This window comes from Thermobifida cellulosilytica TB100 (assembly GCF_001517975.1).
Taxonomy (GTDB): domain Bacteria; phylum Actinomycetota; class Actinomycetes; order Streptosporangiales; family Streptosporangiaceae; genus Thermobifida; species Thermobifida cellulosilytica.
Window position 1 is genome coordinate 236,737 of record NZ_KQ950182.1, and the last position, 13,558, is coordinate 250,294.

Annotated in this window: 13 protein-coding genes and 1 CRISPR repeat array; of the genes, 8 read left to right on the forward strand and 5 right to left on the reverse strand. The window is 70.3% G+C overall.

All coding sequences use genetic code 11. The annotated features are described in order from the left end of the window. The first annotated feature begins 49 nt into the window (after positions 1 to 49). Positions 50 to 1,177: direct repeats of the CRISPR family, unit length 29 nt; unit sequence GTGCTCCCCACGCACGTGGGGATGGTCCG. 31 nt (positions 1,178 to 1,208) lie between these two features. From AC529_RS11215 to AC529_RS20930, 5 genes are all read right to left on the reverse strand, one after another. Then, positions 1,209 to 1,502, reverse strand: a complete 294-nt coding sequence (locus AC529_RS11215; RefSeq protein ID WP_068756351.1) for a hypothetical protein — start codon at positions 1,500 to 1,502, stop codon at positions 1,209 to 1,211. Further along, the gene (locus AC529_RS11220) at positions 1,499 to 1,732 is read right to left on the reverse strand and encodes a hypothetical protein (protein ID WP_068756352.1); all 234 of its coding nucleotides are present in this window, start codon (positions 1,730 to 1,732) and stop codon (positions 1,499 to 1,501) included. Before AC529_RS11220 ends, AC529_RS11215 begins: the two co-directional genes overlap by 4 nt. Positions 1,733 to 1,899: 167 nt before the next feature. Beyond that, the gene (locus tag AC529_RS11225) at positions 1,900 to 2,319 is read right to left on the reverse strand and encodes an ATP-binding protein (protein ID WP_068756354.1); all 420 of its coding nucleotides are present in this window, start codon (positions 2,317 to 2,319) and stop codon (positions 1,900 to 1,902) included. Continuing rightward, complete coding sequence (locus tag AC529_RS11230; protein WP_232306702.1) at positions 2,316 to 2,603, reverse strand: hypothetical protein; 288 nt, start codon at positions 2,601 to 2,603, stop codon at positions 2,316 to 2,318. The genes AC529_RS11225 and AC529_RS11230 overlap by 4 nt, the downstream gene beginning before the upstream one ends. Next, complete coding sequence (locus tag AC529_RS20930; protein ID WP_232306703.1) at positions 2,578 to 3,090, reverse strand: hypothetical protein; 513 nt, start codon at positions 3,088 to 3,090, stop codon at positions 2,578 to 2,580. The genes AC529_RS11230 and AC529_RS20930 overlap by 26 nt, the downstream gene beginning before the upstream one ends. A gap of 199 nt (positions 3,091 to 3,289) precedes the next feature. Between AC529_RS20930 and AC529_RS11235 the strand changes: the two genes are divergently transcribed. The 8 genes from AC529_RS11235 (at position 3,290) to cas6e (ending at position 13,440) form a co-directional block, all read left to right on the forward strand. Continuing rightward, complete coding sequence (locus tag AC529_RS11235) at positions 3,290 to 4,126, forward strand: helix-turn-helix domain-containing protein (RefSeq protein ID WP_083948147.1); 837 nt, start codon at positions 3,290 to 3,292, stop codon at positions 4,124 to 4,126. 17 nt (positions 4,127 to 4,143) lie between these two features. After that, positions 4,144 to 4,338: a DUF397 domain-containing protein gene (locus AC529_RS11240; protein ID WP_068756360.1), complete on the forward strand. Its 195-nt coding sequence runs from the start codon at positions 4,144 to 4,146 to the stop codon at positions 4,336 to 4,338. 1,269 nt (positions 4,339 to 5,607) lie between these two features. Then, positions 5,608 to 8,535 carry a CRISPR-associated helicase/endonuclease Cas3 gene (locus AC529_RS11245; RefSeq protein WP_068756363.1) on the forward strand — a complete coding sequence of 976 codons (2,928 nt, stop codon included), beginning with the start codon at positions 5,608 to 5,610 and terminating at the stop codon, positions 8,533 to 8,535. After that, positions 8,525 to 10,198: a type I-E CRISPR-associated protein Cse1/CasA gene (casA, locus tag AC529_RS11250; RefSeq protein ID WP_068756365.1), complete on the forward strand. Its 1,674-nt coding sequence runs from the start codon at positions 8,525 to 8,527 to the stop codon at positions 10,196 to 10,198. Before AC529_RS11245 ends, casA begins: the two co-directional genes overlap by 11 nt. Then, positions 10,195 to 10,851 (forward strand): type I-E CRISPR-associated protein Cse2/CasB, encoded by a 657-nt coding sequence (gene casB / locus AC529_RS11255; protein ID WP_068756367.1) that lies wholly within the window; start codon positions 10,195 to 10,197, stop codon positions 10,849 to 10,851. Before casA ends, casB begins: the two co-directional genes overlap by 4 nt. Then, complete coding sequence (cas7e, locus tag AC529_RS11260) at positions 10,848 to 12,038, forward strand: type I-E CRISPR-associated protein Cas7/Cse4/CasC (RefSeq protein ID WP_068756369.1); 1,191 nt, start codon at positions 10,848 to 10,850, stop codon at positions 12,036 to 12,038. The genes casB and cas7e overlap by 4 nt, the downstream gene beginning before the upstream one ends. Beyond that, a complete protein-coding gene (gene cas5e / locus AC529_RS11265; protein ID WP_068756371.1) occupies positions 12,035 to 12,748 on the forward strand; it encodes a type I-E CRISPR-associated protein Cas5/CasD in 714 nt (237 codons plus the stop codon). Before cas7e ends, cas5e begins: the two co-directional genes overlap by 4 nt. Further along, a complete protein-coding gene (gene cas6e / locus AC529_RS11270) occupies positions 12,748 to 13,440 on the forward strand; it encodes a type I-E CRISPR-associated protein Cas6/Cse3/CasE (RefSeq protein ID WP_068756373.1) in 693 nt (230 codons plus the stop codon). Before cas5e ends, cas6e begins: the two co-directional genes overlap by 1 nt. Positions 13,441 to 13,558: the final 118 nt, after the last annotated feature.

A 13,558-nucleotide genomic window follows, 5' to 3' on the forward strand; every position in this document is an offset into this window, starting at 1 on the left:
CACGTGGGGATGGTCCGCGTGCGCGGGAGCGACCTCGCGCACGACTCCGGTGCTCCCCACGCACGTGGGGATGGTCCGCGGGATCAGCGCCGCGGTGTGCTCCGGCTCGCGTGCTCCCCACGCACGTGGGGATGGTCCGTACGTTGGGGATGAACTAAAGAAGTGAATTTGGTGCTCCCCACGCACGTGGGGATGGTCCGCGTCGCCGCGGCATTCGGTGGCGTTCGACATGGTGCTCCCCACGCACGTGGGGATGGTCCGCGGCACCGGAACCGTAGGGCGCTTCTGCTGCGGTGCTCCCCACGCACGTGGGGATGGTCCGTCCGGCGCGGCCCGCGTCCTGGACGGCGCGCCGTGCTCCCCACGCACGTGGGGATGGTCCGGTGTTCGTGCCACGTGTCCGTCTTGTCCAGCCGTGCTCCCCACGCACGTGGGGATGGTCCGGGTGACGACTGGCATCCCCGCGCCCGGAACATGTGCTCCCCACGCACGTGGGGATGGTCCGACGGCGGCCGTGGTCAACCGGTCCGCACGCCGGTGCTCCCCACGCACGTGGGGATGGTCCGGTCAGCCACAACCCCACGTGGCGTGTGCGCCGGTGCTCCCCACGCACGTGGGGATGGTCCGACGTCTGGGGACGGCGGAGTCATCTGTTGGCCGTGCTCCCCACGCACGTGGGGATGGTCCGCTGCGGAAACGTCGCACTCGGTCGGCTCGCCGGTGCTCCCCACGCACGTGGGGATGGTCCGGGCCGCAGCATGGGAGTGACCAGCAGTGCCAGGTGCTCCCCACGCACGTGGGGATGGTCCGGACCTTTGACCATCCACAGGATCGGTACCGCGGTGCTCCCCACGCACGTGGGGATGGTCCTTGGTGGGTGGGCGCGTCAGCGCACGGAGGGGGGTGCTCCCCACGCACGTGGGGATGGTCCGTCACGAAACCGCATGAGAAGGGGGCGCCGGTGGTGCTCCCCACGCACGTGGGGATGGTCCGCCGTCGCTAGGCGCTGGGGGTTCCCTGGATACGTGCTCCCCACGCACGTGGGGATGGTCCGGTTTCGTTCCCTGCCTCTCCGTCCTGGGGGGTGGTGCTCCCCACGCACGTGGGGATGGTCCGCGCGGCCGGGCCAGACCGGCCGCCGCGCGTGCGTGCTCCCCACGCACGTGGGGATGGTTGTAGCCCGTTGTCGCCCGTGCGGCTATCTGTGTTCAGGTGCGGGTGACGTGGTCGGGGTGGGCGATGGTGTTGCCGGAGAGTCTGAGCATGGGCGGCAGGCCCGGCGAGTCGGTGTAGCCGGTCACCGTGTGCAGGTTTCCCCCGAACCGCACCCGGGCACCGACCGGGTAGGCGTCGCGCAGGGCCTCCTCCTCGCGGGCACGGGCGATGGCGGCCAGAGCCTCGGCCAGGGCACGGATCCGGGCCGGGGACAGCTCGGTCTTGCCGCGCCAGACCCGGTTGCCGCTGACGAGGTAGATGCGCACCTGCTCGGACCGGCCGGTCACGGGGCCTCCTCCCTGGTATCTCCTTGGGTGTTGTCGTTGTGGTTGAGCAGTCCGGGGGCGGCGTAGATCCAGCGGTCTTCGGTCTGCTGGTAGAGGCCGGAGGCTCCGCAGTGGGTGAGGAGCAGGAAGCGCTCGTCGCCGTGGTCCTGGGCGAGGGTGTCCAGGTGGGTGCGGGTGACGGTGAGCCCGTCCAGGGGACCGGCATACAAGGTCACGAAGTCGTCGGTCATGGAAGACCAGCACTCCAACAATGGATTGACGGGAAAGTGGGGTGGCCGGGGCCGGGGAGGGAAACGGCCCCGGCCACGTTCATGGGGTTGCTGCAACGAGGCCACTAGCGGCGGGTCGGGCCGCCACCGGCGCATCGAGGGCTCGGGCTGTTTGTGCAGTGCTTCGGTCAGGTTCTTGGGGTGGGCCAGTGGAGGAGGAAGTAGACGCCGTGGGCGTGGGGCAGGCTGCCCCAGCGGGTGGTGAGCTGGTCGACCAGGGCCAGGCCGCGCCCGCCCTCGGCCAGCCCGCCAAGGTCGGCCTGGAACACGTGCGGGGTGTCGTGCCGGTGCAGGGGTGCTCCGCTGTGCACCTTGCCCCGCACCCGGCACGGGGTGGTCTCCACGCGCACGCTGAAGGTGCCCCCGGAAGCCCTGGTGCGGGTGTGGCGTAGGGCGTTGGTGGCCAGCTCAGAGACGACCAGCTCCACCGCCTCGGTGACCTCGTCGGGCACCCCCACCGGGCAGGCCCGCAAGGATGCTGTCACGAAACGCCGCGCCGCCCCCACACTGGCAGGAAGCCCGGGCAGGGTGGTGAACACCGTGCTCACCCCGCCTCCCCGGCCTCTGCGGCCTGTGTGGCCTGCCCGGCCTGGTCGGGTGGCGTGGGTTGCCAGGGGCGGGTGCGCCGGTACAGGGCCACCGCCGACAGGGCCGCGCCCAGCAGGCTGTCGAGGTTGGCCAGGGCGGTGACCGTGGCGGACACGTCGCCTACGGGCAGGATGAGCCGGTCTGCTCCCAGCACCACGGCCAGGCCGCGGGGATGCTCCTCCACGTAGGCGCGCCCGTCAGCCAGCAGAGCAATCTGGTCAGCAGTGAGGGTGTAGTCGGCCATCACCACCCGCTCCCGTTCCACCGCTCCTGCGCGCTGTCGGTGCGCTGTCCCGCCGAACGGCCGCCCTCCAGAAGGTCTCCCGGCGGGTGCGGCTGCGGTGCTGCGGGGCGGCTGTGGGTTCCTCCCGGGTGCCGGGTGGGGGTGTGGGGGAGGAAGTGCTGGCCGTAGTAGCCGCGTACGGGGTGGGGTGTTCGTAGGTGGCCAGGATGTGGTCGAGCAGGTCCACGTCGTCGGCGGCCACGGTGCTTCCGGTGACCCGGTTGCGCGCGGTGTAGGGGCAGGGCACCCCGTGGGTGTGGGTGACCTCCCACAGGGCCGAGTGGCGGCGCGCGCAGGCGGCGAACTCGGTGTAGTTCGGGATGCGCGGCGGGATGGCCCGCGCCTGCCGAGGCGGCGGTGCGGCGTGTCGCGGCCGGTGCACCACCGGCCGCCTACGGGGTGGTTGCGGGGGCGGGCTGGCCAGCTCGGCCAGCAGGAGCAGTGGCACTGAGAGCCAGAACAGCAGAGAGCGCACGAAGCCTCCCGGAAACGAGCTGCCGGAGGAGGACAGCAGACAAGCAGATGTAAGTTAATATTGAACTTTTCAAATTGAAGCGTCAAGATGAAGTCTTCAACTTGAGGGAAATGCCCGTTTTTCTGTGAGGCCATATGATCGGCACGCTGCGACACCAGACCAGAGGGTGAACATGAGACAGAGCCCGACCGTGCGCAAACGCCGCCTGGCTGCCGAGCTGCGTCGCATGCGCGAGGCAGCCGGGTACACCGTGGACAGTGCACGCAGAGAGCTGGGCTGGTCCGCTGGCAGGCTGAACCACATGGAGGCAGGGCGCTCACGCCCCGACGCGTCAGCCCTCCGGGACCTGATGAACTTGTACGGGGTCACGGACCCAGCACGGCGTGACGCGCTCCTCGCCCTGGGGCGCCAGTCCAAGGAACGCGGGTGGTGGGACACCTACGCCGACGTCCTTCCAGACTCCTACGTCGGTTTCGAGGCTGAGGCCTCGGTGATCTCGACCTTCCAGCCGGTCGTGCTCCCCGGACTGCTCCAGATCCCCGACTACACGGCAGAAATCGCTCGTCGGTCGCTCGGAAGCAGCGATGCCGAGATCCGACGAATCGTCGAGGTCAGAGCGGAGCGGCAGAACATCCTGAGGCGTCCCGACGCACCCGAGGTCAGGGCGGTCGTCGACGAGTCGGTGCTGCTGCGCCTGCGGCGACACCCCGACCTGGCGCGCCGACAGATCAACCACCTCATCGAAACTGCTGAGGCAGACAACACGGTCACCTTCCAGGTGCTTCCGCTCGACGCTGGCCTGCACTCCGCATCGTTCGGTGCCATGGTCATCCTGGACTATGCCGACGAACTCGATCCCAGCATCGTCTACCTGGAGACCCGGGCGGAGGGCCTGTACCTGGAGAACCCTGACCAGGTGGCGGGCTACCGCAAGGCGTTCGAGGACGTCCTGGCGAGTGCGCTCTCCCCACAGGACACGATCGAACGAATGAAGGAACTCATCCGTTAGCCCCAGCGAGGCAAAAAGTGCACCCAACCAACCTGGAATTCCGTAAATCGAGCCACAGCGCTGGAGCCTCCGAGTGCGTCGAGGTCGCCAACATCCCCGGGAAGCCTGCCGCCGCGGTGCGTGACTCCCAGAACCCCCACCTCGGCCACCTGGTCATCCCCGCCCGGGAGTGGACCGCGTTCCTGGACGCAGTGCGCAACAACGCCCTGTAGGCCACAGGACCACAAACGAGGCCCCGCCGGAACCCCGGCGGGGCCTCGTGTGCATCCGCCGTCACAATCACTTCTCGGACCATCCCGCATGAGTGGGGAGCACCCCTGACGACCTGGGACTTCAGCAACGCCCCGGGCGGTTTTCCTGCACTCCCGAAAACCTGTGAAAGCACGCCAGTCGTCGGGAAACACTCCACAGTCCCACAGCTCGGCCTGGGCGCTGGTGTCCTGCCTCTGCTGTCCGAGGTGTCTGCTGGTCCCGGAATCGGTTGGAAGCCCTCTTGCTGCCGAACTCCACGGACTATCCCCGGCACGGCCTTGACGATCATGGTCCTAGGGACAGAACAGATGCTTGTCATGTCCCCAGGACCATGGTGGTGAAGCGGTACCGGAGAGGCCCGTGATCCGGTCGGGGCTGATGGAGGCGGTTCACTGCCGATCTGCTTCGGCCGGGAGGCCCGGCCGAACACGCATGGTGGCTGGCCCTGCCTCGGTGAGGCAGGACCGGCCGGATGCCTCGATGTCTCAGTTAGTGAGAGATGAAGCTGTCGAAGAACTTGTAACTTCCTCCCAGCGCCAACAGAGCTGCCAGGAGAGCCTCAGCGGGATGGCGGCCCGCGATCCACGTGAGCACCCCCACCACTCCCGAGCAGAGAAGACTGAGGGCGATCAGGAGTGCGAAGCGCGTACTCACAGAGGTGGCGTCAGGGGGAGGGGAGACAGGGGAAGAAGGCGGGGGTGCCGTAGACTGGCTCATGTAGTCCTTTCAAGCAAGACGCAAATCGGACTCTTCTGAAGGGCCCTGCACTTTGGCTAGCCAGGGCCCTTCTTGCATTTCCGGGCCGGTAGCCCTTGAGCAAGAAGCATGCTGGGTGCCAGTTGCTCCTGTGTGGGGGAGAGAGCTGGAAGCTCGCTCTCGCAAGGAGGATAGCACTCCGAGGGGGAGATGTAGAAACTCATTGACGAATCACGAGTTCCTTCCTCTCCTTGGCCTCTGGGCCTCACCTCGTGCGAGACACGAGGTCGTTTATAATCTTAATGCAGTGACGAAGGCTAGAGCTTCCTTGTTGCTCCCTACGCCATGTGGGGATGGTCCCGACCTAGTGTCTCGTCATAGGTGTGGACTGATGTGCTCCCCGCGCATGCGGGGATGGGGGGTGAGGGGGTGGCCGATGACAGGATCACCCCCTCATCCTCTCTTTCCCTCATTTTGGGGAATTTTCGCTGTTTGCGGCGCTTTCTGCTTCTCGGTGCGATGGAATGTGCCCTATGGGTTCCGATGACTCCCCACAGCCGTGGCCGGGTGGCCTGTCTGCTGCCGCGCGGTCGGTGTGGGCCAAGCACGACCGAGAGTTGGGCTGGCTGCCGCTGTGGCAGCACATGGCCGACAGCGCCGCCGTCGCGGGGCGGCTGTGGGACGAGTGGCTGCCTCGCCAGGTGAGGCGGCTGGTCGCCGAGGCGCTGCCCGGTGGAGAAGAGGACGCCCGGCGGCTGGCGGTGTGGCTGGCCGCGGTCCACGACGTCGGGAAGGCGACACCCGCTTTCGCCTGCCAGGTGGAGGAGTTGGCCGCCGCCATGCGCGACGCCGGGCTGGGCATGCCCCGGCGCGAGCAGTTGCCCGACCGCCGGATGGTCCCGCACGGCCTGGCCGGGCAGGTGCTGCTCCAGAAGTGGCTCGTCGAGCGGCACGGCTGGACCAGGCGGGAGACGCTGCAGTTCGCGATCGTCGTGGGCGGCCACCACGGGGTGCCGCCCACCAACAGCGACATCAGCCAAGTCAACATCTACCGCAACCTGCTGTGCACGCCCGCCTGCGAGGACGTGTGGCGCCGGGTGCAGGACGAACTGCTCGACACCGCTGCCGCGGCCTGCGGGGCGGCGCAGCGGCTGGGGGAGTGGCAGCGGACGAAGCTGCCGCAGCCGGTGCAGGCGGTGCTGAGCGCGCTGGTCATCGTCGCCGACTGGATCGCCAGCAACGTCGACCTCTTCCCCTACTTCTCCGCCGGGCAGGCCGCCCCTGAGCCCGGGCGTGCCGACACGGCGTGGAAGCGGCTGGCCCTGCCCCGGCCGTGGCAGGCGGTGGAGTCCGAGGAGGAGCCCGAAGCCCTGTTCGCCGCACGCTTCGCCCTGCCGCCGGGAGCGACGATCCGCCCCGTGCAGGCCGAGGCCGTGCGCCTGGCCCGCGAGATGGCCGCCCCCGGGCTGATGATCATCGAGGCGCCGATGGGGGAGGGCAAGACCGAGGCCGCGCTCGCCGCCGCCGAGATCTTCGCCGCCCGCTCCGGAGCCGGCGGATGCTTCATCGCACTGCCCACGATGGCCACCGGGAACGCCATGTTCCCGCGCATGCTCAACTGGTTGAGGCGACTGCCTGACGCACGTGCCGACCCCGGAGCGCACACGGTGTTCCTGGCGCACTCCAAGGCCGCCTTGAACAAGGAGTACGCCGGGCTGGTGAGCGGAGGCACCGACCGGATCGCCGACGTCGACCGCGACGGCGCGGACGACGAGTGGCGGCCCGGGGACGACGAGCGGGCCTCGTCGGCGGAGCTGGTCGCCCACCACTGGCTGCGCGGCCGGAAGAAGGGCATGCTCTCCTCGTTCGTGGCCGGCACGATCGACCAACTGCTGTTCGCCGGGTTGAAGAGCCGCCACCTGGCGCTGCGCCACCTGGCCGTGGCGGGCAAGGTCGTGGTCGTCGACGAGGCGCACGCCTACGACGCCTACATGAACTCCTACCTCGACCGGGTGCTGTCCTGGCTGGGCGCCTACGGGGTGCCGGTGGTGGTGCTGTCGGCGACCCTGCCCGCCCGGCGTCGCCGGGAGCTCGCCGCCGCCTACACCGGTTCCGCGGTCGCCGAGGCCGACCTTGCCGAGGTGGAGAAGGCGGACGGCTACCCGCTGCTCACCGGCGTCACCCCCGGCGCCACGCCGCAGCTGCGGTTCCCGGCCGCATCGGGGCGGGCGACCGAGGTGTGCCTGGAACGCCTCGACGACGACCTGGACGTGCTCGCCGACCGGCTGGCCGAGGAGCTCGCCGACGGCGGCTGCGCCCTGGTCGTGCGCAACACCGTCGACCGGGTCCATCAGACCGCCCGACACCTGAGCGAGCGCTTCGGCGCCGACCGGGTCAGCGTCGCCCACGCCCGCTTCGTGGACCTGGACCGGGTGGAGAACGACGCGCGACTGCTGGCCGCCTTCGGCCCTCCCGACAAGGTGAGGGAGGCGGGCGGGAAGCGCCCCGACACGCACATCGTGGTCGCCAGCCAGGTGGTCGAGCAGTCCCTGGACGTCGACTTCGACCTGCTCGCGAGCGATCTCGCGCCGGTCGATCTGCTGCTGCAGCGGATGGGACGCCTGCACCGCCACCGGCGCGGCGAGGGGCAGAGCGAGCGCCCGCCGCGGCTGCGCACCGCACGCTGCCTGGTCACCGGGGTCGACTGGACCGCGAAGGTCCCCCGGCCGGTGCGGGGCTCCCGCCTGATCTACCGGGACTACCCGCTGCTGCGCGCCCTGGCGGTGCTGGAGCCCCTCCTCGCCCAGGCCGGAACCGGGGAGGGAGCCGGAGCCGCGGTGCGCCTGCCCGCCGACATCAACCCGCTGGTGCAGGCCGCCTACGGTCCCGACCCGGTTGGCCCGCCCTCCTGGCAGGAGGCCCTGGAGCAGGCTCGGGACGACCACGAACTCCACCGGGTCCGGCAGCGCATCGAGGCCGAGCAGTTCATGCTGGCCAAGGTGGGGAGGCCCGGCAGGCCGCTGACCGGCTGGGCGGACGGCGGGGTGGGCGACGCCGACGACACCCGCAGGGGCGCGGCGCAGGTCCGCGATGGCCGTCCGACCCTGGAAGTCCTGGTGGTGCGGCGACGCGCCGACGGCGTGCTGACCACCCTCCCGGGACTGAGCGGCGACCGCGGCGGTCTTGAGGTGCCCGGCGACGAGGCGCCCTCCGCCCCCCTCGCGCGCATCGTCGCCGGATCGGCGCTGCGCCTGCCCTACCAGTTCGGCGATCCCGACGTCCTCGCCAAGGCCGTCGCCGAACTCGCAGCCAACAGCATCCCGGCCTGGCAGACCAGGAAAGCGTACTGGCTGGCCGGGGAGCTGGTCCTGATCCTCGACGAGAACTGTCGTAGCCGCCTGGCAGGCTACGAACTCCGCTACACCCGCACCGACGGTCTTGAGGTCCACCGTGACAACTGAAACCTCCCTTCCCTCCTTCGACCTGACTGCGCGGCCGTGGCTGCCCGTGCAGTACCTGGACGGCACCCAGAAGGAACTGTCGCTGCTGGAGGTCTTCGAACAGGCGCCGCGTCTGCGCCGTCTCGTCGGCGACCTCCCCACCCAGGAGTTCGCGCTGGTCCGGCTGCTGCTGGCGATCCTGCACGACGCAATCGACGGCCCCGAGGACTCCGACGAGTGGGCCGAGTTGTGGACGCGGGAGGAGAGCGAGCAGCGGCTGCCGCTCGACCGGATCGCCGGCTACCTGGAACAGCACCGCGACCGCTTCGACCTGCTGCACCCCGTCACACCGTTCTTCCAGGTCGCCGACCTGCGCACGGCGAAGAACGACATCCTCCCCCTGGATCGGATCGTCGCCGACGTGCCCAACGGGGCGCTGTTCTTCACTATGCGGGCCCGCGGCGTGGACCGCATCGGTTTCGCCGAGGCAGCCCGCTGGGTGGTGCACGCCCACGCCTACGACACCTCCGGTATCAAATCCGGTGCCGTGGGCGACCCCCGTGTCAAGGGCGGCAAAGGCTACCCCCAGGGGGTGGGCTGGGCCGGAAATCTCGGCGGCATCCTGGTCGACGGCGCCAACCTGTACGAGACCCTGCTGCTCAACCTGGTGGCCTTCGACACCGACAACCTCAGAACCACTCCCGAGGACCGTCCGGCCTGGCGGCACGCGCCCGCCACCGCCGCCCCCACCGACGCCAAAGAGCTGGCAGGCCGCCCGCACGGCCTGCGTGACCTCTACACCTGGCAGAGCCGCCGTATCCGACTCCACTACGACGCCGACGGAGTCCACGGGGTACTGCTCGCCTACGGTGACCCGCTGCCCGCACGCAACATGCACAACCGCGAACCGATGACCGCGTGGCGGCGCAGCCCGGCCCAGGAGAAGAAGCTCGGACTGGCACAGGTCTACCTGCCCCGCCAGCACGACCCGGCCCGCAGTGCCTGGCGCGGCCTGGGCGCCCTGGTGACCGGCCGGGTGCCCAGGGCCGAGCAGCGCGGCGAGGCCGCGGCGATCGTACGGCCGCGCATCCTGGACTGGGTGGCCCGCCTCGTCAACGAAGGGCTCCTGCCCGAGGACTTCTTCGTCCGGGCGCGGCTCATCGGAGCCTTCTACGGCAACCAGCAGGCCGTGATCGACGAAGTGGTGGACGACCAGGTGGCCATGGCCGTGGCGCTGCTGCACGAACGCGATAGCGGGCTCGGGAACACCGCGGTCAGAGCCGTCGAGGACGCCGAAGAGGCGGTCACCATCCTGGGAGACCTCGCCACCGACCTGGCCACCGCCGCCGGCGCCGAGTCCGAGACACCGCGTGCCACGGCACGCGACCTCGGTTTCGGCGCGCTCGACGGCCCCTTCCGGACCTGGCTGAGCACCCTCACCCCCGGAGTGGACGCCGCCGAACGCCACAGCGCCTGGCAGCGGGAACTCCACCGCATCATCAGCGATCTTGGTCGGCGACTGGTCCGTGAGGCGGAGGAGGCGGCTTGGGAGGGACGGGTCGTCGAGATCAAGAACAACAAGGTCTGGCTCACCGCCGCCAGCGCCGACCTGAGGTTCCGCGCCGCACTGAGGCAGAAGCTCCCCACGTCCACCACCGAGCAGACAGGTGAGGCAGCAGCGTGACCACCACCGACACCGAGCAGACCCCCCTGACCTGGGTGGGAGAGTTTGTCGACCAGCGTGTCCGAGAGCTCCAGGAGGGCTACCGCCTGGACCGCCCCGACGCGGTGGCGGCCCTGGCCCGGCTGCGGCGGGGCGCGGGCAAGCAGATCGAGGACGTCCCCGACCTGTGGGGGCTCGTCCTCGACGAGCGGTTCTACGAGGGCGCGCCTAGAGCTGGCGAGGACGTGATGAGGGACGCCGAGACCGCCGCGCACACCGCCCTCACCCTCTACGCGCTCCACCAGCAGTCGCGTCGCGACGACCGCATGCACCAGCGCGGCCGGGACCTGGGCGGGGCCGTGCGCAGACTCATGCCCCCTGGCGAGATCGACGAACCGCTACGCAAACGCTTCGCCAAGCTGGGCAGCGCCACCACCCTCGGAGCGCTCGCCCAGCGGTTGCGCGAGATCGTCACCCTGCTGCGCCGCGACGCCGTCCCGCTCGACTACGGCCTGCTCGCCGACCAGATCCACCAGTTCCGCACCTTGGAGGGGGCGAAGCGAGTGCGTGCCGCCTGGGGACGCGGATTCCACGCCTACCGGCCCAAGACCACTGACAGCCCCGCACCGGGCACCGAAACCTCCGACGAAACGACCGACAAGGACCACTCATGAGCCGTACCATCCTCGACCTGCACGTCCTGCAGACCGTTCCGCCCAGTAACCTCAACCGCGACGACACCGGCGCCCCCAAGACCGCGGTCTACGGAGGAGTGCGCCGCGCCCGGGTCTCCAGCCAGGCGTGGAAACGCGCCGCCCGCATGGCCTTCAACCACCTGCTGTCCCCCGAAGACCTGGGCGTGCGCACCAAACGGGTCGCCGAAACACTCGCCGAGCGGATCCGCCGCCTCGACGACTCCATCGAGGAGAAGGAAGCCTGGACCCTGGCCGCCGAAACCATCCAGACCGCCACCGGCTCCAAGATCGAGGTGCCCAAGCGCAAGGCCGACGCAGCCAAGAAGAAGGGCGAGGACGCGCCCGCCCCCGAATCCGCCTACCTGATGTTCCTCAGCACCCGCCAACTCGACGGCCTGGCCGAACTCGCCGTCGAGGGCCGCGCCGACATCAAGGCCTTCCTCAAGGACAAGGACGTCAAAAAGCGGGCCAAGGAGATCGCCGACACCCGCCACTCGATCGACATCGCCCTGTTCGGCCGCATGGTCGCCGACGGAGCCGACATCAACGTCGACGCCGCCGCCCAGGTCGCCCACGCCATCAGCGTGCATGCGGTGGAGAACGAGTTCGACTACTACACCGCCGTCGACGACCGCAACCCCGCTGACGAGACCGGCGCGGGCATGATCGGCACGGTCGAGTTCAACTCCGCCACCCTCTACCGCTACGCTGCCCTCGACGTCGACCTGCTGCGCAGGAACCTCGGCGAAGGGCTGCGCGAGGACGAGCCCGTCACCGAGCCGCTGCGCCGCGCCGTCGAGGCGTTCGTGCGCGGGTTCGTCGAGTCCATGCCCACCGGCAAGATCAACACCTTCGGCAACCACACGCTCCCCGACGTGGTGATCGCCAAGCTCCGCTCCTCCCGCCCCGTCAGCTTCGTCGGCGCCTTCGAAGAGCCCGTGACGGCGACCCGGGACGGCGGCCACCTGCGGCAGGCCAGCGAACGCCTCGCCGACTACATCCCCGAGATCGAACGCGCCTACGGGGTCGGCGACGACACGGACACGTGGCTGGTGCGCGTGGGACAGGGCACGGCGAAGCTCGCCGGTCTGGGCACCGAGGTGTCACTGCCCGAACTGGTCACCGCGGTCGGCGCGGCCGTCGTGCAGCGAGCGGCGACCCCGTGAGTGTTCTGGCGCTGCTGCTGGCCGGCCCCTTGCAGGCGTGGGGGGCCACGGCCCGCTTCGCGCGGCGCACCACCGAACACGCCCCCACCAAGAGCGGCGTCATCGGCCTGCTCGCCGCCGCCCAGGGGCGCCAGCGCACCGACGACCTGTCCGACCTGGCCGCCCTGCGCTTCGGCGTGCGCGTCGACCAGCGCGGCACCCGCGTCCGCGACTTCCAGACCGCCCGGCACCTCGACACCGACAAGCCAATGCCGGTGTCCGAGCGCTTCTACCTGGCCGACGCGGTGTTCGTGGCGGCGGTCGAGGGCGACGACGCGCTCATCGACGACCTGCACCGGGCCGTGCGCCACCCGGTGTACCTGCCCTACCTGGGCCGGCGCTCCTGCCCACCCGCACACCCCCTCGATCTGGGGGTCCACCACGACAAGACACTCGAACAGGTCCTGACGCAGGAGAAGTGGCACGCCGCCGACTGGTACCAGCGCCGCCTGCGCGACCGGCCCGAGGTCGCCCTCGACGTGCTGACCGACGCGCCCCCGGGCGACCCCGGCGCCGACAGCCTGCGCGACCTGCCGCTCAGCTTCGACCCGCTGCACCGCCGCTACGCCCTGCGCGGCGTCCGGACGGCCACGGTCACCGTGCGCAACCCGCAGGCGCGTTCGGACGCGCCCCCCGACCACAACCCGGTCCTCGTCTTCGGAGGCGAATGATGTACCTCACCCGCTTCCGCCTCAACACCGCACGCAGCGGGACACGGAAACTGCTGGCCTCCCCGCAGGCCATGCACGCCGCCGTCATGGCGTCCTTCCCCACCCTGCTGCCCAGCGCCGCCGACCGGCCGCGCGTGCTGTGGCGGGTCGACCGCACCTCCAGGGCCGAGGTGTTCCTCCACATCGTCAGCCCGCCCAAGCCCGACCTGACCCACCTGGCGGAGCAGGCAGGGTGGCCGACCCAGCCCGAGTGGCAGACCCACGACTACACGCCGTTCCTGTCCGGGCTGGCCAAGGGGGACGTGTGGGCGTTCCGGCTGACCGCCAACCCGGTGCACACCATCCGCCGCAGGCCGGGGGAGCCGACCAAGCCCACCGCGCACGTCACCCCGCGCCACCAGCGGGACTGGCTGCTGCGCCGCCAGGACGCGGCGGGCTTCCGCGTGGTGGAGAAGCCGGTGGAGCAGCGGCGCCTGCCCGAGGGCGACGAGTACGAGCTGGTGATCCACAACCGCCAGCGGCACGAGTTCACCAAGAGGACGTCGAAGGGCACGGTGTCCCTGGTCACCGTGACCTTCGACGGCCGCCTGGAGGTCACCGACCCGAACGCGCTGCGCCGCACCCTCACCATGGGCCTGGGCCGGGCCAAGGCGTACGGGTGCGGCCTGATGACCCTGGCCCCGGTGGGCTGACCGGCGGCGGGGCCGGAGACTGCGGTCCGGGCGCGCGCCGTGCCGGTTCCGGAGTGCTCCCCGCAACCGCGGGGATGGTCCCGTCTCCGAGCGGGCACCTGGGGACAGGGCGTACTCC